Annotated in this window: 20 protein-coding genes and 1 pseudogene; 13 read left to right on the top strand and 8 right to left on the bottom strand. The window is 72.6% G+C overall.

Translation table 11 applies throughout. The features are described 5' to 3' along the window. Positions 1 to 7 precede the first annotated feature (7 nt). The gene (locus AB0D31_RS06870) at positions 8 to 820 is read right to left on the bottom strand and encodes a hypothetical protein (RefSeq protein WP_362718038.1); all 813 of its coding nucleotides are present in this window, start codon (positions 818 to 820) and stop codon (positions 8 to 10) included. Positions 821 to 1,156: 336 nt separating this feature from the next. Between AB0D31_RS06870 and AB0D31_RS06875 the strand changes: the two genes are divergently transcribed. The 3 genes from AB0D31_RS06875 (at position 1,157) to AB0D31_RS06885 (ending at position 3,966) form a co-directional block, all read left to right on the top strand. Further along, positions 1,157 to 1,864 (top strand): chaplin, encoded by a 708-nt coding sequence (locus AB0D31_RS06875; RefSeq protein ID WP_362718041.1) that lies wholly within the window; start codon positions 1,157 to 1,159, stop codon positions 1,862 to 1,864. A gap of 266 nt (positions 1,865 to 2,130) precedes the next feature. Further along, the gene (locus AB0D31_RS06880) at positions 2,131 to 3,015 is read left to right on the top strand and encodes an ABC transporter substrate-binding protein (protein WP_362718044.1); all 885 of its coding nucleotides are present in this window, start codon (positions 2,131 to 2,133) and stop codon (positions 3,013 to 3,015) included. Positions 3,016 to 3,141: 126 nt separating this feature from the next. Further along, complete coding sequence (locus tag AB0D31_RS06885; protein ID WP_362718047.1) at positions 3,142 to 3,966, top strand: SAM-dependent methyltransferase; 825 nt, start codon at positions 3,142 to 3,144, stop codon at positions 3,964 to 3,966. Positions 3,967 to 4,011: 45 nt separating this feature from the next. Here AB0D31_RS06885 and AB0D31_RS06890 read toward each other — a convergent pair whose 3' ends face one another. From AB0D31_RS06890 to AB0D31_RS06900, 3 genes are all read right to left on the bottom strand, one after another. Then, positions 4,012 to 4,269 (bottom strand): hypothetical protein, encoded by a 258-nt coding sequence (locus tag AB0D31_RS06890; protein ID WP_362718050.1) that lies wholly within the window; start codon positions 4,267 to 4,269, stop codon positions 4,012 to 4,014. Positions 4,270 to 4,401: 132 nt separating this feature from the next. Beyond that, positions 4,402 to 5,301: a hypothetical protein gene (locus AB0D31_RS06895; RefSeq protein WP_362718052.1), complete on the bottom strand. Its 900-nt coding sequence runs from the start codon at positions 5,299 to 5,301 to the stop codon at positions 4,402 to 4,404. Next, a complete protein-coding gene (locus tag AB0D31_RS06900) occupies positions 5,298 to 6,302 on the bottom strand; it encodes an SPFH domain-containing protein (protein WP_362718055.1) in 1,005 nt (334 codons plus the stop codon). Before AB0D31_RS06900 ends, AB0D31_RS06895 begins: the two co-directional genes overlap by 4 nt. A gap of 308 nt (positions 6,303 to 6,610) precedes the next feature. Between AB0D31_RS06900 and AB0D31_RS06905 the strand changes: the two genes are divergently transcribed. Further along, positions 6,611 to 7,843 (top strand): hypothetical protein, encoded by a 1,233-nt coding sequence (locus AB0D31_RS06905; RefSeq protein WP_362718058.1) that lies wholly within the window; start codon positions 6,611 to 6,613, stop codon positions 7,841 to 7,843. Between the two features lie 323 nt (positions 7,844 to 8,166). Continuing rightward, positions 8,167 to 8,367: a hypothetical protein gene (locus AB0D31_RS06910; protein ID WP_362718061.1), complete on the top strand. Its 201-nt coding sequence runs from the start codon at positions 8,167 to 8,169 to the stop codon at positions 8,365 to 8,367. A gap of 139 nt (positions 8,368 to 8,506) precedes the next feature. Here AB0D31_RS06910 and AB0D31_RS06915 read toward each other — a convergent pair whose 3' ends face one another. Beyond that, complete coding sequence (locus tag AB0D31_RS06915) at positions 8,507 to 9,226, bottom strand: phosphatase PAP2 family protein (protein WP_362718064.1); 720 nt, start codon at positions 9,224 to 9,226, stop codon at positions 8,507 to 8,509. Positions 9,227 to 9,365: 139 nt separating this feature from the next. Beyond that, positions 9,366 to 10,040 carry a DedA family protein gene (locus AB0D31_RS06920; protein WP_362718067.1) on the bottom strand — a complete coding sequence of 225 codons (675 nt, stop codon included), beginning with the start codon at positions 10,038 to 10,040 and terminating at the stop codon, positions 9,366 to 9,368. Positions 10,041 to 10,162: 122 nt separating this feature from the next. Between AB0D31_RS06920 and AB0D31_RS06925 the strand changes: the two are divergent. The 4 genes and pseudogenes from AB0D31_RS06925 to AB0D31_RS06940 all read left to right on the top strand — a co-directional run. Next, positions 10,163 to 10,537, top strand: a pseudogene (locus tag AB0D31_RS06925) (BlaI/MecI/CopY family transcriptional regulator); the annotation flags it as partial. Positions 10,538 to 10,740: 203 nt separating this feature from the next. Then, positions 10,741 to 11,742: a M56 family metallopeptidase gene (locus AB0D31_RS06930; RefSeq protein WP_362718070.1), complete on the top strand. Its 1,002-nt coding sequence runs from the start codon at positions 10,741 to 10,743 to the stop codon at positions 11,740 to 11,742. A gap of 66 nt (positions 11,743 to 11,808) precedes the next feature. Beyond that, complete coding sequence (locus AB0D31_RS06935) at positions 11,809 to 12,339, top strand: DoxX family protein (RefSeq protein WP_362718073.1); 531 nt, start codon at positions 11,809 to 11,811, stop codon at positions 12,337 to 12,339. A 276-nt stretch (positions 12,340 to 12,615) separates the two neighbouring features. Continuing rightward, positions 12,616 to 13,794 carry a cytochrome P450 gene (locus tag AB0D31_RS06940; RefSeq protein ID WP_362718076.1) on the top strand — a complete coding sequence of 393 codons (1,179 nt, stop codon included), beginning with the start codon at positions 12,616 to 12,618 and terminating at the stop codon, positions 13,792 to 13,794. A 60-nt stretch (positions 13,795 to 13,854) separates the two neighbouring features. On the opposite strand, the gene AB0D31_RS06945 is transcribed toward AB0D31_RS06940, so the two are convergent. Both AB0D31_RS06945 and AB0D31_RS06950 read right to left on the bottom strand, forming a co-directional pair. After that, the gene (locus AB0D31_RS06945) at positions 13,855 to 15,228 is read right to left on the bottom strand and encodes a histidine-type phosphatase (protein ID WP_362718079.1); all 1,374 of its coding nucleotides are present in this window, start codon (positions 15,226 to 15,228) and stop codon (positions 13,855 to 13,857) included. A 272-nt stretch (positions 15,229 to 15,500) separates the two neighbouring features. After that, a complete protein-coding gene (locus tag AB0D31_RS06950) occupies positions 15,501 to 16,556 on the bottom strand; it encodes an ABC transporter substrate-binding protein (RefSeq protein WP_362718081.1) in 1,056 nt (351 codons plus the stop codon). 271 nt (positions 16,557 to 16,827) lie between these two features. On the opposite strand from AB0D31_RS06950, the gene AB0D31_RS06955 reads away from it, so the two are divergent. The 4 genes from AB0D31_RS06955 to AB0D31_RS06970 all read left to right on the top strand — a co-directional run bounded on the left by AB0D31_RS06955 (position 16,828) and on the right by AB0D31_RS06970 (position 20,946). Then, positions 16,828 to 17,043: a hypothetical protein gene (locus tag AB0D31_RS06955; protein WP_362718084.1), complete on the top strand. Its 216-nt coding sequence runs from the start codon at positions 16,828 to 16,830 to the stop codon at positions 17,041 to 17,043. 151 nt (positions 17,044 to 17,194) lie between these two features. Then, entirely contained in the window at positions 17,195 to 17,488 is a 294-nt protein-coding gene (locus AB0D31_RS06960; protein ID WP_362718087.1) for a hypothetical protein, read from the top strand. A gap of 358 nt (positions 17,489 to 17,846) precedes the next feature. After that, the gene (locus AB0D31_RS06965; protein WP_362718090.1) at positions 17,847 to 19,316 is read left to right on the top strand and encodes an aldehyde dehydrogenase family protein; all 1,470 of its coding nucleotides are present in this window, start codon (positions 17,847 to 17,849) and stop codon (positions 19,314 to 19,316) included. A gap of 67 nt (positions 19,317 to 19,383) precedes the next feature. After that, positions 19,384 to 20,946 (top strand): APC family permease, encoded by a 1,563-nt coding sequence (locus AB0D31_RS06970; RefSeq protein ID WP_362718093.1) that lies wholly within the window; start codon positions 19,384 to 19,386, stop codon positions 20,944 to 20,946. Positions 20,947 to 20,976 lie beyond the last annotated feature (30 nt).

The following is a 20,976-nucleotide window of genomic DNA, read 5'->3' on the forward strand; positions in this document are numbered from 1 at the left end:
GGGGCCCTCAGACGGCCGACGGCTCCACGTGAGGCACCCTCGTCCTCCCGCGCTCGCGGCCGGCGAGAAGGCCGAGCGCCGCGGCGACCGTGATGGCGACGAGGTGTTCGCGCCCCGCCAGATTGGGCTTCTCGACCGACCGGATCACCGTCGGTACGACGGCGCAGACGAACAGCACCGGAGCCCGCTTCAGGGCGGCGATGTGGGCGAAGAGGCCGACCACCGCGGCCGACGCCCCGGCGTCGATCACTTGGGCCGCCTCCGGCGGCAGCCCCCACCAGCGGGGGCCCACCGCGAGCATGACGCGTGCGCCGAGCGTGCCCGCGAAGGAGGCGGCGTACGCCACCACCAGCGTCCGGGTGCGGCCGAGCACCAGCTGCGCCAGTGCGAAGCAGGTGAACAGGACGGGGATGCCCGGAAGCGCCGGCAGGTCGCGTGCGGGCACGAACAGGGAGAGCGGCGTACGGAGCAGCACGAGCGGAAGCGGGATGTCACCCCGGACGTGCGAGGTGAGCCGCACCAGGGTGGCGCCGGTCCGTGTCTGGTCCACCGCGTGCAGCAGCAGCACGGCCGCCGACACGAAGACCGCGAGGAGCACTCCGGACAGGCCGCGCCGTACGAGCGCCCGGACCGGTTCCACGACGATGGAGCGGAACTCGCGGCGCAGGTTCCGTCCGACGGTCCGTCCGACGACACGTACGAACCGTTCGGGATCGCATTCGGCCGTACCGTGCGATGCGGTCAGAGGGGCGGCGGGCAGGCGCCCGTCCAGGGGGAGGGCTGGGTCGGGCCCTGCCGTCCGCGCCCGGGTTTCCGTCACCCCGCGCACCATCAACCCCCAAGACCGGCCCCGGCCAGGGACTACCCGCCGGCCTCCGGACGATCTTGTCACGGCAGACGCACGAGGCCGGGGCCGCCCCCAGGCCCCCTTGAGCCTCATGAGCCCCACAGGTCTCATGGACCCCATGGACAGCACCGAACAACTCCCCCCGGCATATGGGGCGGAACGTGGCAAAAGGTGACCGTCTCAAGTAAATCGAAAATCAGGACACTCGATGGGGTGAAAGGCGTATTAGCCATAACCCATCTGGCCCTGTTCCCGTTGAGGGAGGTGCGGGCGAGTGGTCCGCGACCAACTCCGGAAGGCAGGAAACCAATGAGACGGGTCGCCATGAAGGGCCTGGTCACGGTGGTGGCCACGGGCGGTGTGCTGGCAGCGACCGGCTACGCCTACGCGGACTCCAGCGCCGACGGGAGCGCCATCTCCTCGCCGGGGGTGCTGGCGGGCAACGCGGTCCAGCTGCCGGTGCACCTCCCCGTCAACGCGTGCGGAAACACCGTCGACGTGCTCGGGCTGCTCAATCCGGCCGCCGGCAACACCTGCGCCAACGCTTCGCGTGGCGCCCACCGCGACGGCGGACGGCCGGGCGCGAGGCACTCCGGCACGGGTGGCGCGTCACACTCGGGCAACGGCGGGGGCGCCTCCGCCGCCGGAGCGGAGAACGGCTCCCCCGGGGTCCTCTCCGGCAACGGCCTCGAGCTGCCGATCGATCTCCCGGTCAACATCACCGGCAACTCGGTGAGCGTCGTCGGCGTGGGCAACCCGTCCATCGGCAACACCTCGGTGAACCACTCCACGCCGCCGGTACGGCACCTCCCCGCGCCGCCGCCGGCCCCGGCGCCGCCCAAGCCCGTTCCGGCCCCGCCCGCGACTCCCGCGTCCCCCGAGCCGCGGGAGCTGCCGCAGGCGGCCACGCTCGCCCACACCGGGTCCGACGGACTCGGCTTCGCGATCCCCGCCTCCGCGGCGCTGCTCGTGAGCGGCGGCGCCCTGTACCGCAGGTTCCGGAGCGTCACGCGTTAGCGCACCCGGAAAACCCGCAACACGCGCAACACCTGAAACATCCGCAACACAGGCAAAACATGCAACGCAGGCAATACCCGCAGCACCCTCAGTGGTCCGGCCCCGGTGACGTCATCGGGGCCGGACCTTTGCCGTGCCGGGGGTGCCGTGCCTCCGGAGTGGGCGGCGTACACAACTTGCTTGATGGTCCCCGGTGTTGGGCAGGCAAGCGGGGGACCGGCCCGTCCCGGGCCGGCGACTTGACCGCATTGGGGGCGGATGACGTCATGGAGCAGACGGCCTGGCGATTCTCGGACGACCGTGGACAGCTGTCGACGGCGGCGGCCCCGCCGTCCCGCGTGGTGGCCTACATCCAAGCCGGGGCCACCCTGGAGGAGCTGGGTGTCCGCCCGGTGGCGGTGTTCGGCTCCTTCCACGACGGGCCGGAACCCGACCCGGCCAAGCGCGGCGCGCTCCCCGTGGGCGAGGTCGGATACCTGGGGGCGGGCGGCGACCTGGATGTGGACGCGCTGCTCGCCGTCGCACCCGACCTCGTCGTCGCCGTCAGCTACGGCGGCGGCCAGGTGTACGGGCTCGACCCGGAGACCGCCAAGCATCTGGAGGAGAGGGTCGCGGTGGTCGTCCTGGAGGTGGGACAGGCGCCCACCCTGGCGCGAATAAGGAGCCGGTTCGCCGAGCTGGCACGGGCGTTGGGCGCTCCCGCGCAGGACGCCACCGCCCTGTCCGCGGCCGAGGAGCGGCTGCGTTCGGCAGCCGGCCGGGCCCCGCGGCCCCGCGTCCTCGCACTGTCCCCGGCCGGTCCCGGCCAGGTCCACCTCGCCCGGCCGCAGGCCTGGCCCGAACTGCGGGAGCTGACCGGGCACGGCGTGAACGTGGTCGAACCGGGGGAGGGACCAGGAGCCGGCTGGTCCACCACCGAGTGGACCACGGCGGCCGAACTGCGCCCCGACATCGTCCTCGTGGACATCCGGTCCAACGCGGCGCCGATCGACACCCTGCGGTCCGACGCCGCGTGGCGCGCCCTGGAGAGCGGGGCGCGCATCCTGGCGTGGAACCCCGAAGCGCCCTGCGGTGCCGCTGCCCACGCCGCCTTCTTCGCGCAGGTCGCGGGAGCGATCGAGGAGTACGCCGGGGCAACCGAAGAGGCGTGAGCGGACGAGGGAGGCCCGGCGGGTACGGAGACACCTCCGATATACGGCACGATCTCTGTGACAGTTCGCAACGGGAGTATCTACATTGGCGGTTGACGCAGCGACGTATCTCCAGGAGACACACCCGTGACCGAGAACCCCGCACCCTCCTCGACGCCCGACCATGTGCGCGACCGCATCAACACCGCACAGCCGCACACCGCACGGATCTGGAACTACTGGCTCGGCGGCAAGGACAACTACCCCGTCGACCGGGAGACCGGTGACCAGATCCGGGCGCTGCACCCCGGCATCGGCGACTACGCGCAGGCCGACCGGCTCTTCCTCGGGCGGGCCGTGCGCCACCTGGTGGCCGACCGGGGCGTACGCCAGTTCCTCGACGTGGGCACCGGGCTTCCCACCGCCGACAACACCCACGAGGTGGCGCAGCGGCTGGCGCCCGATGCGCGGATCGTCTACGTGGACAACGACCCGCTGGTCCTCGCCCACGCCCGCGCCCTGCTCACCAGCACCCCCGAGGGGCGCACGGACTACCTCGACGCCGACCTGCGGGACAGCGCGAGCATCCTGGAGCACGCGGCCAAGACGCTCGACCTGAGCCGGCCGGTCGCCCTCATGCTGCTCGGAGTCGTCATCTTCATCCCGGACGAGGCCGAAGCACGCGCGCTCGTGAACAACCTGATGAAGGAACTCGCCCCCGGCAGCTACCTCGTGCTCTCGCACACCATCACCAGTCCGGCGATGCCCGACGTCGACGACGCCGTGGCGTTCTGGAACCAGCACGGCACGCCGAAGCTGACCCAACGCACACCGGAGCAGGTGGCCCGGTTCTTCGAGGGGCTCGACCTGCTGGAACCCGGTGTGGTGTCGTGCTCGCGCTGGCGCCCCGAGGAGGCCGGCACGCTCCCCGACGAGGTGGCCATGTACGGCGGTGTCGGGCACAAGCGCTGACCCCGCCGCCCCGCACCGGGGCCCTGCCGCCCCACACCGGGGTGCTCACGGCCCGGCCTGCCCGGGCGCGGGCGCCCCGCCGGTGTGCAGGCTGCCCACGAGCGTGAACAGCGCGGCCTCGTTGCCCGCGAGCCCCGCCCGCGCGAGCGCGTCGTCCGCCTCGGCGATGACTCCTTCGAGCGCGAGCGGGGCCAGGGGGCGCTCGGCAGGGGAGTCGAGAGCCGCGCGGACGGTGCTCAGCAGACGCAGATAGGCCTGTGCGGCGGAGCGTTCATGGGATGTCATCACAATGGTGGTGGTCATCGGCGGCCTTCCCTCGGCAGTACGGGCTCACCGTTCACGATGCCGTACGCCACTGACAATCGCCGGTCACGGCCCGCTGACGCGCGGAGTTCGGGCCCCCGGGGCCCGGCGGCGGCACCCGCGCCCGGCCGCTCAATCCACCAGGCGCAGCGCCGTCTCCGCGATGCCGACGCTCACCGACTGACCCCACGTCAGGTCCAGCGCGTCGCTCTCCATGCCGTCCCCGAACGCGACCAGGCGGTCCGACTCGACGGTGACACGCAGCCGTTGGGAGCGGCGCAGCTCTCCGTCGACGAACGCGGTGCCGGTCACGGGCGAGGCCCACGCCTCGCGCACGAACCACACCAGGCGGCGATCGGTGCGGCCCGGCAGCGCCGGCGCGTCGGCGCGCAGCCGCCCCAGCGAACCCAGCCATCCGGTGGCACCCGTACCCGTGCCGACCAGGACGCCGGAGGACGCCTGCGCCTCCATGGTGGCGGACGGGTCGTCGGAGCCGATGCGGTAACGGGCCGTCTGATGGCCCGGGGCGCCGAGGTAGACCTCGTTGAGCGCGAGCAGACGCTCGCGGTCCTCGGTGAGCGCCTCCACCATGGTGAGTTCCTCGACCGTGCGCCCGGGTGCGGCCGCCGCGGCCAGGAGCGCGGCAGCGGAGGAGGGCCGATGGCGCACCAGGACGCCGGGGTTGCGTCCCGGCTCCGGATCGATGCCGATGACCGGCTGCCCCGACAGGTACTTCGCGGCGTTGGCGACGAGGCCGTCCTGGCCGACCACCACGATCACGTCCTCCGGGGCGAACAGGAAGCGGTCGAGGTCGCCGCGCTCCACCCGGGCCTGGCGCCACGTCGGGGGCACGGCCGCCGCCACGTCGGCCACGGCACGCGCCGCCCGGTGATGGCGGTCGGCCCCCTCGCGGATGGACCGGCCCCGCGAGGAGAGGAAGAAGTCGGCCTGGCCGTGCGTGCCGTGCCGGGCCAGCAACTCCTCGTACTCCGAGGCGCGATGGACGAGCACCGCCCGCGGGGCCAGACTCATGCCCGCCCCCCTCGGCCGAGCCGGACCAGCACGTCGGTGAGCAGGTCGGGGGAGAGAGTGAGGCTCTCGATGCGCGGCAGGTTCTCGGCGAGCCGGGTCGCGGCCAGAGCGTGCAGCGTGGCCGGGTCCGCCTCGCCGTGCACCCGGAGCCAGGCGCCCTGCGCCCCGGCCCGGGCCTCGCCCGACACGCGGGCCGCCTGTGCCTGGGCTTCGGCCAGCCGTACCGTGCGGGCGGCCTCCGCTTCGGTGCGCACCGCGTCCGCCGCCGCTGCCTCCTCGGCCTCGCGCCGGGTGTTGGTGCCGTGCTGCTCCACCAACTCCTCCTCCCGGCGGGCCAGTTCGATGCGGCTGGCGAGTTCGTTCTCGGCGATGGTCCGCTCCCGCTCGACGGCCACCGCCCGCCGTTCGTACGTCGCGCGGTCCGCCTCCTGCTGGATCCGCTCGCGCGCCGGGGTGCGCAGCGCGCGCTCCACCTCGGGCTCGGGGCGGATCGCGACGACCCGCGTCGCCACGACCTCGATGCCGGTCGCGGGCAGCCGGGGCTCCGCCGCGAGCCCGGCCGCGATCCGCTCCCGTACCGCGGCGACCCCGTCGGCGAGCGCGGCCGCGAGCTCGGTGCGCGCCAGCACGTCGAGGGCGTGCTGCTGTGCCGTCTCGGTCAGCAGCGTCGACAGCTGCTCCAGCGGATCGCCCCGCCAGATCCCGGTGTCCGGGTCGATCGAGAAGTCGAGCCGGTCGGCGGCGGTGCCCGGCTCGCTGATCCGGTAGGTCACGGTCGCCTGCACAGTGACGTCCTGGAAGTCGGCGGTGCGCGCGTGGAAGGCCATGGCCAGCTCCCGGTCGTTGACCGGCACTTCGGAGAGCGCGGCGCTCAGCGGCCGGAACCAGAAGCTCAGACCGGTCCCGTCGTGGGCGAGGCTTCCGTTCCTGTGGTGGCGGATGTGCGAGGTGGGCGCGGACCGCAGATGGCGCCGTCCGAAGCGCCGGGAGATGTCGGCCATGGGAAGCCCCTTTCTTTTCGTCAGCATGACGATAGGCGGCCGACTCCCTTATCGTCAAGGTGACATCAATGAGCGGAAAGGGGGCTCGGCCGAAGCGAGTTGGGGTGGCCGGGCGATGGGGTCGACATGGCCAGTGCTTTAACTCCGCTTTGCCTGCCCCGTGGAGAGGTGTGGCGGACTCGGGCGGGGCCGTCGGCCACTGGGCTCACAGGAGGGGGCGAGCGGCTCACATTAGGTGGAAATCGGGTTAATTCAGCCGTCTTTGGTCTACACATCAGGCGTCCGTGGGATCAGTGACGGGAGCAGGCATGCCAGACATCAGTCGAAGGGGATTGCTGGGCGCGGGACTTGGAGCGGTCGCCGCGGCGGGGCTCGCCGGGTGCGGTGGCTCGGGGGGCGGGAGCGCCGGCCAGCCGGGCCGGCCCGGTCTCGGGCAAGGGCCGGGGAAGGCGAAGACGCAGGCCAGACTGATCGGTGACGGTTCGACGGCGGACACCGGAAGGCAGCCCAACCAGCCCGGCAAGCCCGTTCGGCTCGAACCCGGCGAGACTCCGCCGCAGTTCGTGATCTTCTCCTGGGACGGGGCGGGCGAGGTCGGCAACGGGCTCTTCCCGCGCTTCCTCGACCTGGCGAGGGACCACGGCGCCGGCATGACGTTCTTCCTCTCCGGCCTCTATCTGCTCCCCGAGTCCAAGCGGAGCCTCTACCGCCCGCCGAACAACCCCGTCGGCGCCTCCGACATCGGCTACCTCAGCGACGCCCACGTCAGGGAGACGCTGAAGTACACCCGCCAGGCCTGGCTGGACGGCCACGAGATCGGCACCCACTTCAACGGCCACTTCTGCGGCGGCTCCGGATCGGTCGCCAACTGGACGCCCGCCCAGTGGAACAGCGAGATCGACCAGGCCGTCTCCTTCGTCACCGAATGGCGCACCAACACGGGCTGGGGCGAGGAGGACCCACTACCGTTCGACTACCACAGGGAACTCGTCGGCGGCCGTACGCCGTGTCTGCTGGGCCAGGACAACCTGCTGCCCGCCGTACAGGACCGGGGCTGGCGCTATGACGCCTCGTCGCCCGGCGGCCGTCAGAAGTGGCCCGACAAACGCCACGGCGTATGGGACCTGCCGCTCCAGGGCATCCCCTTCCCCGGGCACTCCTTCGAGGTCCTGTCGATGGACTACAACATCCTCGCCAACCAGTCGAAGAACTCCACCAAGGGCATGACGTCGCGCTACCCGGGCTGGCGGGCCCAGGCCACCGCCTCGTACCTGGCGGGCTTCAAGCGGGCGTACGAGACCAATCGCGCGCCCTTCTACATCGGCAACCACTTCGAGGAGTGGAACGGCGGCATCTACATGGACGCCGTCGAGGAGGCGCTGAAGGCGATGGCGGGCAAGCCGGACGTACGCCTGGTGTCGTTCCGCCAGTTCGTGGACTGGCTCGACGAGCAGGACCCGAAGGTTCTCGACCGACTGCGCTCACTCGAAGTGGGGCAGGCCCCTCCGGGCGGCTGGAACGCCTACTTCAAGGCCGCCTGAGACGGCCGCGCCGCAAGGCGGTGCCGAAGGCGCCCAGTTGAAGGGCCGCTCCGCCAAAGATCACTCGATCGGGTGTCGCGCTCCCCGCTTTGCCCGAAGCTGACCCGACCGGCGCACCCTGCGGTGATGTATGCCGTCGGGGGCGCCACGCCCGATTTCGCGGCCGCCTCGCGACTGCGCCGAGAGGCGGACACGCGGAGCCCGGGGTCCCCTCGAAGAACGGAAGCGGGTCCCGGCCGGGCGGCGTGGCCGCACGCACCGGCGGCCCGGGACCCGGAGCCGCCAGCGGCCCCGGCGCAAGCCCGGGGCGGAGGGAGCACACCATGCACGAACTGCGAGCGGAAGCGGTTCTCGACGGGATGGACGCACAGAGCCGCGCCGCACTCCTGTGGCACGTCATGAGCGACCAGGACCCCACCACCCTGTGCGGCCGCAGCCTCGAAAAGGCGGCGGCGGCACGGCCGGCCCGACCGGAACTCACCGAAGCGGACCGCTACTGCGGAGACTGCATGGCCGCCTGCTGACCCGGATGCGGCTGCGGACTCGCTGCTGATCCGGATGCGGGTGCGGTGCCGACGCGCTGCTGATCCGGATGCGGTCGATGATCGTCCGGATTCGGACGACGAGGTGTCCAACTACCCTGAAAAAGCGTCTGTCGAGGCGTCATGAACCGCTCGGTGGGCGCGACTCCAGGGGCGCGCCGACATGGCCGGTCGGGCGCCGGAACGCGAAGCGTCCCCGGGGCGCGGTGGCCAGGGCCGCGAGGCAGAGCCAGAGCGAGGCGAAGAGCCAGCCGCCCAGGACGTCGCTCGCCCAGTGCACTCCGAGGTAGACCCGGGAGAGCCCGACGGCCACCGCCCACAGGCAGAGTACGGCGATGGCCGGGCGGGCGGCCGCGAGGGTGCAACGGCTCAGCACCGCCCAGGCGAGCAGCCCCGCGGTGAGGGCGCTGGTGGTGGTGTGCCCCGAGGGAAAGGAGAACCCGGACGCCGTGGTCACCCAGTCGAACGGGGCAGGGCGGGGGCGGGCGACCGCAAGCATCACGCCGTACCGCACCAGCTGGCCGAGGACGAGCACCACGAGCGCCCCGGCCACCGCGTACCGGCGCCCTTTGCCACCGCGGCCCGCCAGCAGACCCGCGACGACGGCAAGGACATAGGGCACGGCCCCGCTGCCGGTCGCCGTGACGGCGCGCGCGGTGGCCACGGCGACCGGGGGACGGTGACTGAGGGGCCAACGGTGCAGGGCGAGGTCGCCGGGGAGCGGGGCGCCATGCCGGACGGTGACGGCCACGGTGAGCAGGACGAACAGCGCGAGCAGGAGGGCGGCGGCCATACCGGTGCGCCGGGCCGTCCTCGCCGGGCGGTCACCGCCGGCTTTCATCGGGCGGTCACCGCCGACCGCACCGCCTGTCCCGGTCACCGCGACCCACGCCGGTCGCCATCGCCGGGCCGGCCGCCGTGATGGCGGACACCGCTGCGATGACGGGTACCGGCGTGCGACGGCCACCGGGCGGCGTGCATCAGCGGCTCTCCTCGGCGGCCGTACGCGCACGGCGGGCGCGCAGCACCTCCAGGGCGACCGGCGTGAGCGACACCGCCACGACCAGGGCGACGAGGGGCAGCAGATAGTGGTCGATGTTCGGCACGGACGAGCCGAGCGCGTAGCCGCCGAGCACCAGCGCGCAGGTCCAGACGAGCCCGCCCGCGACCTGCCAGAGGGTGAAGACGCGGGCCGGTACGCCGAGGGCGCCCGCGAGCGGGTTCAGGACCGTGCGCACGATCGGCACGAAGCGCGCCAGGACGATCGCCTTCGCGTGCCCGTACTTGGCGAGCAGCTCCTCGGCGCGGGCCGCTCCCTCGTGCAGTTTGCGGGACTTGCTGCGGGCCAGCAGGGCCCGGCCACCGCGGCGGCCGATCCAGTACCCCACCTGGGCACCGACCAGGGCGCCGGCCACCGAGCAGACCAGAACCTGGGGGAGCGACAGCGTGACGGGCCCGTCGCCACCGGGCACACTGAGCAGCCCCGCGGTGAACAGCAGGGAGTCGCCCGGCAGGAGAAAGCCCACGAGCAGGCCGGTCTCGGCGAAGAGCACCACGGCGACGCCCAGGGCGCCGAACGCGGACAGCAGCGAGCCCGCGTCGAGGATGTTCACGGCCTGGGGGGCCGAGGCGGCGAGCAGGGGTACGGCTGACATGTCAGAGGGCCCTCCCATAATGGTGGTCGGGCCGGTCGTCGGGGGAACGAGCGTGGCCCGGCTGACTACAGTGATGAAGACGGTCTACAGCACTGTAGACGAACGAGCGGGAGGAGTGTCCCATGACTGCCAGGGGAGGCGTCGGGCACGGGGAGCCGAGACGGCCGGCGGGCGAGCTGGAGGCCGGGGTCCTCGCGGCGCTCTGGGCCGCGGAGGCGCCGCTCACGCCGGGCGAGGTCCAGGCGCAGCTCGGCGGCGGTCTCGCCCGCACCACCGTCACCACGATCCTGAGCCGGCTCCACGACAAGGGAGCGGTCACCCGGCGCCGCGCCGGGCGCGGCTACACGTACACACCCACGGAGGACGCACCGGGCCTCACCGCCCGCCGTATGCACACCGAGCTGGCCAAGGAGGAGGACCGCTCCACGGTCCTGGCCCGCTTCGTCTCGCAGCTCAGCGACGAGGACGAGCGGCTCCTGCGCTCCCTGCTGGAAGGATCCGGGGGCGGTGACCTGGAGGTGCCGGATGGTGTGCTGGGGAGGTCTGGGCGCGGTGGCCTGGAAGGGGCCGGGGGTGTGCTGGAGAGGTCCGAAAGCGCTGACTTGGACGTGCCCGGAAGCGGTGACCCGGGAGGGCTCGCCGGGCGCGGTGGCCTGGAAGGGGCCGGGGGCCTGTTGAGGGAGTCCGGGGGCGACGGCGGATGATCTTCTCGGTGTGGATCCCGCTCCTCGTCCCCTTCCTCGCGGTCCCCGCGGCACGCCGGCTCGCCGATGCGCTGCCGCCCCGCCCGGCCGGCTGGCTGCTCGCCGCCGCGGCGACCGGCCTCGCCCTCTGCTCGACGGCGGCGCTCGGCCTGATCGCGCTGGCCGGAGCGCTCCGGCTGCCCTTCGTCGCCGCACTGGGCAACCTGACGGCCCCGCTGGACACGCTGCCCGCGTGGCTCGCCTTCCCCGCCGCGGCCACCGCCGCCGCGCTCGTCACCCTCTCGGCGGCCGCCGTGATCCGCACGGTACGCCGTCATCTCGCCGAACTGCGCGCTGCCCGCGCCCGGTTGAGGCCCGCGGGGAGCGAGCTCGCCGTACTGCGGGACCCCAACCCCGACGCGTACGCACTGCCCGGCCGCCCGGGACGGATCGTCGTCACCACCGGCATGCTGCGCACCCTCGAACCCGCCGAGCGGGAAGCCCTGTTCGCCCATGAGCGGGCCCATCTCCTCGGCCGACACCATCTGTTCCTTGCCGCCGCCGAGCTCGCCGGACACTGTCATCCGGGCCTGCGTCCGCTGCGCGCGCCGCTGGCGTTCGCCCTGGAGCGCTCGGCCGACGAGTACGCCGCGGCGGCCGTCGGTGACCGCAGGCTCGCCGCACGCGCGATCGGCCGCGCCGCCCTCGCCTCCCGCGCCGTCCCCTCCCGGCCCCGCGCGGTGCTCGCCGCGACCGCGGGGCCGGTGCCGCGTCGCGTCGCCGCCCTGCTCGACCGCCACCCCGCGGCGGGGCTCGCGCGCTCGGCCGGGGCCCGGCTGATAGCCGCCGTCCTGTTGGGCTGCCTGTGCGTCTCGGCCGGCTCGGCGATCGACGCGGCGGCCGATCTGCACGGCGGGATCGAAACGGCCCAGGGCGAGACCGGCCACCACTGGCGTGCGACGGGCCGCGCGGGCCCTGCAACCCCGGGCGTCGTGACCCGTACGGCCCAGCAACGCTGAGGGTCGGCTTCACCGGCACCCGAGAGTGGGAGTCGAGCCCATCGGCCCCACGCTTCTGGAGACGCCATGACCTGCCTCAACCGACGCGACCTGGGACTGCTCGTGCTGCGGACCGGCACCGGCGTGGTCCTCATGGCGCACGGCGCCCAGAAACTCTTCGGCTGCTTCGGCGGCGCCGGGCTCGACGGCACCGCCGCCGCCATGGAGCACATGGGCTTCCGCCCCGGCAAGCAGAGCGCGATCGCCGCCGGGCTCGGCGAGATGGGCGGCGGCGCGCTACTGGCCCTCGGCCTCGCCACCCCCGCCGCCGGGGCCGCCGCGGCCGGTGCCATGGCGGGCGCGGTCTCAGTGCACGCGCCGGCCGGTTTCTTCGCCCAGGCCGGCGGGTTCGAGTACCCGGCGTTCCTCGGCTTCTCCGCCGCCGCGATCGGCCTCACCGGAGCCGGCCGCTACTCGCTGGACCACGCCACGGACCATGTCGTCGACCAGCCCTGGACCGTTGCCCTCGCCTTCCTCGGCAGCGCGGTGGCGGCAGCAGCGGTCGTCGGCCGCCGAGCCAAGGACCGAGCGAAGCCGGAGAGCGACTCCTTCGACTGAGAGCGTCAGCGGGCGAGCTGTAATCGCCCATGCGGGCCAGCACCGGCGGCACCGGCACCGCCAGCCCCGCGGGGAACCGCGCAAGTCTCTGGCACGGGCCGACAGAGACCCCAACCGGCGACGCTCCGAACTGCCCGAGCTCACAACCGACTTATCCCCACCCATGCCGATTGAGCAGGTCACCAACACCAGAGCGAGGCCAACTGCCAGCCCCGCCATGCCCCGTTGGGCGTGTCGCTGACGGGTCCCGGCCCGGCCCGGCCGGAGCCTGGCGGGGTGACCGATCCGACGCGAGACCCCCTGTTCCTCCGTAACCCGTACCCCGCCTACGCCGCCCTGCGCCGCACCTGCCCCGTGCAGCCCATGGCGATCGGGGCAGAAACGCACGCGGGCTACCTGGTCACCGGCTACGCGCAGGCCAGGGAGGCGCTCGCCGATCCCCGGCTCTCCAAGGACACGGCCGCGTTCTTCGCCGGCAAGGAGTCACGACGGCGACTGCACCCCGCGGTGGCGCACACCATGCTGGCCACCGACCCACCCCGCCACACCCGCCTGCGCAAGCTCGTGACCAAGGCGTTCACCACCGGAGCCGTCGCCCGGATGCGTCCGTTCATCGCCCGGGTCACCGACGACTTGCTCGACCGGTGGCCCGCCGGTGAACAGACCGATTTCGTCGGCACGCTGGCGGTCCCGCTACCCGTGATCGTGATCTGCGAGCTACTGGGCGTACCGGAGGCCGAGCGTCCCGCCGTACAGCGCTGGTCCGGCGAGCTGTTCGCCGCGGGGAATTCGGACCTCATCGACGCCGCCTCGCACTCCATGGCGGCGTACATGACCGGCCTCATCGCGGCCAAGCGCGCACGGCCGGGCCGTTCGCTCCTCGACCAGCTCATCGCGGCGCGCGACGGTGACGACCGGCTCAGCGAGGAGGAACTGGTCTCCCTCGCCGTGCTGCTCCTGATCGCCGGGCACGAGACCACGACCAACTTCCTGGGCAACGCCGTCCTCGCCCTGCTCCTGCACCCCGACGCCCTCGCCGTCCTGCGCGAAGACCCCGACCGCGTGCCGGCCGCCCTGGACGAACTGCTGCGCTTCGATTCCCCCGTCAGCACAGCGACCTTCCGGTACGCGACGGAGGCCTTCACCCTGGGCAGCGCCGAAATCCCGGCGGGCGCCCCGGTGGCCATCGCCCTCGGCGCCGCCAACCGCGACCCGGAGCGGTTCGCCGCGCCCGACCGGCTCGACTGGGACCGGGACGCCGCCGCCCACCTCGGTTTCGGCCACGGCATCCACCGGTGCGTCGGCGCTCCGCTCGCCAAGGCGGAAGGGGAGATCGTCCTGCGCGCGCTCCTCGCCCGCTTCCCCGGTCTCCGCCTCGCGGTGCCGCCGGACCGGCTCCCATGGCGGCACACCCGGCTGGTCCGCGGCCTGGCGTCGCTGCCCGTCCTGACGTAGCAGCCCCGAAGACGCCACGTGGGGAGGCCACTTGAGACTTGAGACGGCTACTTGCGGCAGCTACTTGAGGCAGTTCCGCAATGTCGTCAGGTCGTAGAAGTAGCTGCCCTTTGCGATGGGTTCGCAGGCGGGCTTGAAGGCCGCCTCCTTCTCGTTGTAGACCATGCGGACCAGGAACCTGGCGGGCTTGCCCTCCTGTGGGGTGTTCGCGTACAGATCCCATTGGATGTTGGCGGCCATCGGTGCCACCCGGGCGCCGCGCCAGGGATTGGTGGCGTAGGTGTACGGGGTGCCCGGCGGCGCGGGGCGGGTGCTGCCCGGCAGACCCAGCAGGGCGGCGAGCGGCTCGATCTCCTCGGCGTGGGTGAACCGGAGCACCGCGCCGGTGCTGCTCGTACCGGCCGCCTTGGCCTCGGCCCGCGCAAGGAGGTCGTCCAGGAGCCCATCGGCCATCTTGTAGGTGATGGTGCGCCCGGCGAACGCGGGACCCTTCTGGTAGAACTCCTCGGCGTCGTCGAGGTAGGCGAACCACTGCGCGTCGGCGCGCGTCAGAAACGGACCAAGGTCGACGCTCGGCGCTTCGACCGCCAAGTCGGGTGCCGCGCTGAAGAGTTGGTAGAGGGAGCGGGCGAAGGCGATGCGGTCGTCGGCGGACATCGAGGCGGCGAAGTCGGCACGGAACAGCCGCGACACGACGTGGCCTGCCGTACTCGCGGTGCGGGGCGCGTCGTTGATCTGCCCCAGTACGGCGGCCAGTTGAGGGTCGCCGGAGAGATAGGCCTGGTAGTCGGCGTTCTGCGGCTGTTTGTGGAAGTACAGCAGATCCTTGTCGGTGACCGGATCCCTGATCAGGCCGCCCACGGCGGGGTCGGCGGCCGCGAGGCCTGCGGTGAAGGCACGCGCGCTGGCCACGGCGCGTGCCACTCCCGACGTCTCGACCTCGATCGGCTCCCGCCCGGCGGCGATGGTACGGAACAGCCGCGGCTCCCGCTGCTCCATCCGCTCGGCGATCCCCCGCTCCTCCTGGACACCCCGGCCGGACAGGTTGCCGTAACCGAGTCCGGCCGCGGCGCTCAGCAGCGCCCGCACCTGCGGAGCGAGCCGTGTGCCGAGTCCGGTCAGCGCGTTCTGCTCCTGGGCGCGCTGAAGAACGGCGAGTACCGCGTCGCCGTCCCCGCTGTCCGTCATGGCGCGCGAACCGTGCCGGGCCACGTTCTCGGTGAACACCGCCGTGAACCCGTTGGGCACCGGCTGATACCGCGAGGCCGACTGCTGCGGCGCGTACGGGGCCTTCGTCCCGTACAGCCCCCGGACCGCGCGGGGCCCCTCGGCCCGGTCGTGTGCGGAGGCGGCGCTGGAGACGAGCACGGAGGCGGCCAGGGACACGGCCAGGGACACGGCCAGGGCGGCGGCCAGGGATGCACTGCGCTTCACTGAGAGACCTTCCGGAGAGGGGGGCCTCTCGGAGTCCCGCGAGGCGGCGGCTCGCGAGGGGCGACGGCCCGCAGGTTCGCAGGGAAGTCGGAACGAGGGGTGTTGCGGGTACGACGCCGAGGTGACGACTCGGGCCGGCTGGAACCAACTCGGGCGAAGCACACCGGGGAGGCCGACTCAACCCAACTCGGGCCTGGACGGCCCGGGCCCGCCCACTCGCCGCGCCTCAGCGCCCATCGCACAGTCGACGCCTCGACGCGTACCGCACGGCCTCAGCCGGAGTGGAGAACCCGGAAACGGGTGAGGTCGGCCGGGTCCCGGTCTGCGACCTGCACCGGGGGCCAGGCCCACTGCCAGACGCCGATGCCCGGCATCCGGGAGAAGCGGATCTGGCCGCGGGTGCCCTCGACGGCGACATCCGGCCAGGAGCCGACTGCGCCGTGTGTGCGCAGGGCTTCGGCGAGGACGACGATCGCGTCGTATCCCTCGAACGCGACGAAGGACGGCGTCTGGCACAGGCGTTCGCGCAGGGCCGCCTCGACGTGCGTACCGAGCGGGGTCGGCCGCTCGGGCAGATAGCGCAGGAACGGGACGGCGGCGCCCTCGCCCCCTAGCAGCTCCGCCCATTGCGGCAGCTCCGGCTGGCCGGCCGGAGCGCCGATCAGGAGACCGGCGAGACGCGGGTCGCGGCGTATGGACCTGACGATGGGGACCGCCGGTTCCGGGTGGCCGACCAGGAGCAGAAGCGCGCTAGCCCGGTCCTCGACGAGTTCGGCGCACAGCGCCTCGGGGGAGAGCGCGCCCGTGTCGAGTTCGACGACGGTGGCGCCGTGCGGAGCGAGATGCTCCCGCAGGATGCGGGTGCCGGAGGCCCAGTAGATGCTCGGCTGGGTCGCCACGGCGATGCGGCGGTGGCCCGCGGCGAGGAGGAAGTCACCGTAGATCCGCCAGCCGTGGGACTGGGCGGGGGCAAGGCGCGCGATCCGGTCGCTCGGCTGCTCGGTGAGCGCGTCGAGCACCGCCGACGAGCAGAGGTACGGCACACCAAGTGCGTCGGCCCGCTCGGCGGCGGCCCGTGCGGCGACGCTGTGGAACTCGCCCGTCACCGCGGCCACGCCGAGCCCGGCCAGTTCCGTCACGGCCGCCGCGGCCCGGTGTGGATCGGCGGCCGTGTCCCGGACCTCAAGCACGAGCGGCCGGCCCGCGATCCCGCCGCCCGCGTTGACGTCCCGAACCCCCAACTCAAGCCCGGCGAGCAGGTGTTGACCCGCCTCGACCCAGCCGGGCGGGGACAGCGGGACGAGCGCGCCCATCGTATGGATGATCATGCGGCCCATTGCATCGCCGCTCAGGGCGGCAAGCAAGCGAATATCACCCGGGAACGATGTGACGTCGGACCAGGCGGGTGACGCGGAGTACGGCGCCGTCGACCAGGCCCGGGCCCTGGGCCCTGTGCCCGCTCGGCGTGGGGCCGAGGCGACCTCGCGGATGTCATGGCCTCGTCCGACGCCGTCCTCTGCGCGGTGCCGGCCCCCCGTTCACCATCGGTGGAAGGGGGTACTCCGCACCGGACGGAGTTCCCATCCCCTAGGAGGTCTCATGGCTGAGCAGGCTGAGCAGACACAGAACGACACCGGCAACCGCTTCTGCAAGGCGTGCGGCACACCCGCCGAGGACGGCCGCCTGTGCCGGCACTGCGGCGCCGCGCTGGGCCTGCCCGCCGACGACGGGCTGGCCAACGGCGAGGGCGCGGCGGCCCGTCGCACCGTCGAAGGGCTCGGTGACCGGCAGGGGCCCGGACAGGTGCACCATTGACCGGATAACCGCGCCGTTAACCGGACAGCCGCGCCAATGATGCGTAAACCGGTGCATGGCGGTACGAAACCGGCGCATGGCGAGAAACCGGTGCATGGCGACACGAAGCCGGCGCATATTGAACGGTGCTCGCCGGGGTACACGGGCCGGCATGGCATCCAAGACCGAACTCGTCGTGTCCCTGCGGGCCGTGCGGCAACTGCGCCAGGTCCGTGCCTTCTACGCCCTGGGCCTCGCTCTGTGGGCGGCGTCGACCGCCTGGACGGCGTGGGAGTCTCCGGGCAGCCGGCAGATGTGGGTGTCGGCCCTGCTCCTGGCCATCTTCAGCGCCCTGCTGGGCCTGGCGTCCCTGTGGCTCCAGCGCCTCCAGGCCCGCGGCCCGTCGGGCGTCGCACACCACGCCCACACCCGCAGGCCCGCCACGCCGGGCCACGCCCACGCCTGAGCCGTGTGCCAGGGCCACGCCTGAGGCGTGTGCCAGGGCCACCCCCATGCGTGCCTGACGCGCGCCAGGGCCCCGCGGCCTCATGGCGGCCCGCCCGGGAGAAGCGGTGTGACCCCGGTGCGGGCTGCCGGGCGCTTCGGTGCGGGCCGCCGCGCACCCCAGCCCGGCCCCGCGCACGCCAGTGCGGGCCGCCGCCCACTCCAGTCGGGCCGCCGGGCCCGCCCTACGGCCGCCGTGCGCGCCGCTCTGGGCCGTGTTACGTCTGACAGGTCAACCGTCCGTCGTGAAGACGGGCCGTGCCGCAGTGGACGGCATCCCCATGCCGGCTGTGCCGCAGGGCCTGACCTGGAGGATTGCCATGCCCGAGCTGTTCATCGCCGGCCGGTGGACGGCGGCTGCGGAGGGGCACAAGCGGGAGATCAGATGTCCCGCCGACGGCACCCTGGTCGCCCAGGTGGACGAGGCAGGCCCGCAGGACGCGGCCGCCGCCGTGGCCGCCGCCCGCGACGCGTTCGACCGTGGCCCGTGGCCGCGCACCGCGGTCATGGACCGGGCCGCGCTGCTGCTCCGGGTCGCCGACCTCCTCGTACGCGACAAAGCCGATTTCGCGCGGGCGGAGTCGCTCGACACGGGCAAGCGCCTGGTCGAGTCGGAGTACGACATGGACGACATCGCGAACTGTTTCCGCTACTTCGGCAATCTCGTCGCGGCCGGTGGCGCGGACCGGATCGTCGACACCGGCACTCCGACGGTCGACAGCCGCGTCGTCCATGAGCCGGTCGGTGTCTGCTCCCTGATCACCCCCTGGAACTACCCGCTCCTTCAGACCGCGTGGAAGGTCGCGCCCGCGCTCGCGGCGGGCAACACCTTCGTCCTCAAGCCGAGCGAGCTGACACCGCACACCGCGATCATGCTGATGAGGCTCCTCCAGGAGGCCGGACTTCCGGATGGGGCGGCCAACTTGATTCTGGGGTCCGGAGCCGTCGTCGGCGCGCCGCTGACCACGGACGAGCGGGTCGATCTGGTCTCCTTCACCGGCGGTCTCGCCACCGGCCGGAGCATCATGGCGGCCGCCGCTCCCACCGTGAAGAAGATCGCCCTCGAACTCGGCGGCAAGAACCCCAACATCGTCTTCGCCGACGCGGACTTCGACACCGCCGTCGACTACGCGCTCATGGCCGTCTTCCTGCATTCGGGACAGGTCTGCTCGGCCGGCGCCCGCCTCCTGGTCGAGGACGAGCTGCACGACCGGTTCGTCGACGAACTCGCCGCACGCGCCGGGCGGATCCGCATGGGCGGCCCGTTCGACGAGCACGCGCGCACCGGCCCCCTCATCTCGGCCGCGCACCGCGACAAGGTCGAGGCGTATGTCGCCGCCGGTGTCGCCGAAGGCGCCGTCCTGCGGCTCGGTGGTGCCCGGCCCGACGATCCGGCGCTCGCGAACGGCTTCTACTACCCGCCGACGATCCTCGACGAGTGCACCCCGCAGATGTCCGTCGTGCAGGACGAGTCGTTCGGCCCGGTGGTGACGGTCGAGCGGTTCCGCGGCGAGGCCGAGGCGCTGGCGCTCGCCAACGACACGGTCTACGGCCTCGCCGGCGCCGTGTGGACGACGGACGAGGGCCGGGCGCACCGGGTGGCCGCGGGCCTGCGGGTCGGCACCGTTTGGATCAACGACTTCCACCCCTATGTCCCGCAGGCCGAATGGGGCGGCATGAAGCAGTCCGGAGTGGGCCGCGAACTGGGCCCCGCGGGGCTCGCCGAATACACCGAGGCCAAGCACGTCTGGCGCAACACCGCGGCCGAGCCGCAGCGCTGGTTCGACTGACCTCAGTCCAGCCACCGCCCTCAGCCACCGCCCTGTGCCCCAGCCCGTTCGGAACGAGGAGACTGTCATGGCGGACACCCCGCCCGGCCCGGACCAACCGGCCAGCAACGCGTCCTCCGACCAAGACGCGGCGCTCACCGAACTCGGCTACAAGCCGGGTCTGAAGCGGACGCTCGGCAACTTCCACACCTTCGCCGCCGGCATCAGCTACATCTCCATCCTGACCGGCACCTTTCAGCTGTTCTACTTCGGTGTCAGCTTCGGCGGGCCCACCTACTGGTGGTCGTGGCCGATGGTCTTCCTCGGCCAGCTGATGGTGGCCCTGTGCTTCTGCGAGCTCGCCGCCCGCTTCCCCGTCGCGGGCTCCGTCTACAACTGGTCGAAGCACTCGGGCGGACCGCACGTCGGCTGGCTCGCGGGCTGGATGATGACGGTCGCGACGATGGTGTCGCTCGCCGCCGTCGCCCTCGCCTATCAGCTGACGCTCCCTCAGATCTCCAGCTTCTTCCAGGTCATCGGCGACGGCACCGGCAAGTACGACAAGGCCGCCAACGCGGTGCTGCTCGGCACCATCCTCATCCTGTTCACCACCCTCGTGAACGCGTTCGGCGTCAAGCTGATGGCCACCATCAACTCCGCCGGTGTCTTCATCGAACTCGTCGCGGCCGTCGTCCTCGTCGCGCTGCTCGCCGCGCACATCACCCGCGGTCCGAGCGCCATCGTGCAGACCGACGGATACGGACAGGGGCAGTCGCTCGGCTACCTCGGCGCGTTCCTCACCGCCTCGCTCGCATCGGCGTACGTGATGTACGGCTTCGACACCGCCTCCTCGCTCGGCGAGGAGTCCATCGACCCCGCCCGCAACGCGCCGCGCGCCATCCTGCGCGCCCTCATCGCCTCCTTCCTCCTCGGCGGCCTGATCCTGCTCTTCGCGCTGCTCGCCGCCCCGGATCTGCACGCGAAGGAGCTGTCCGTGGACGGCCTGCAGTACGTGGTGAAGGCCGCACTCGGCCACACCATCGGCGTGGTCGTGCTGTGGTGCGTCGTCATCGCCATCACCGTGTGCGCCCTGTCCGTGCAGACGGCCGGGCTGCGGCTCGCGTTCGCGATGGCCCGCGACAACAACCTGCCGGGCGGCTCGAAACTGGCCCGGCTCAGCCCGAGGTTCCAGACGCCGGTCCTCGCCACCTGCCTGATCGGGGTCGTGGCCATCGCCATCCTGGTCGTCAACATCAACCAGCCGCAGATCTTCTCCGTCGTCACCAGCATCGCCATCGTGATGATCTACATCGCCTATCTGCTGGTGACGCTCCCGCTCCTGATCCAGCGCCTGCGCGGCCGCTGGACGCCCGGCCGTTTCTCGCTCGGCCGTTTCGGGGTCCCCATCAACATCCTGGCCGTGCTGTGGGGCGCCGCCATGACCGTCAACCTGCTGTGGCCGCGCGCGGAGGTCTACAACGCGACCGGGCCGCAGCACTGGTATCTGCGCTGGGGCGGCGTCCTGTTCGTCGGCGTCGTCGGGGTCGGCGGCTTCCTCTACTACTGGTTCGTCCAGCGCAAGCAGACCGGTGTGCTCGCCGAGCACTCCTCCGAAGGTCCCTCGGAACCCATGGCTCACGGCGCACCGTAGGAGCACCCGGCCGATACGCACGCAGGCTTA

The organism is Streptomyces sp. NPDC048361, assembly GCF_040651795.1.
GTDB lineage: Bacteria > Actinomycetota > Actinomycetes > Streptomycetales > Streptomycetaceae > Streptomyces.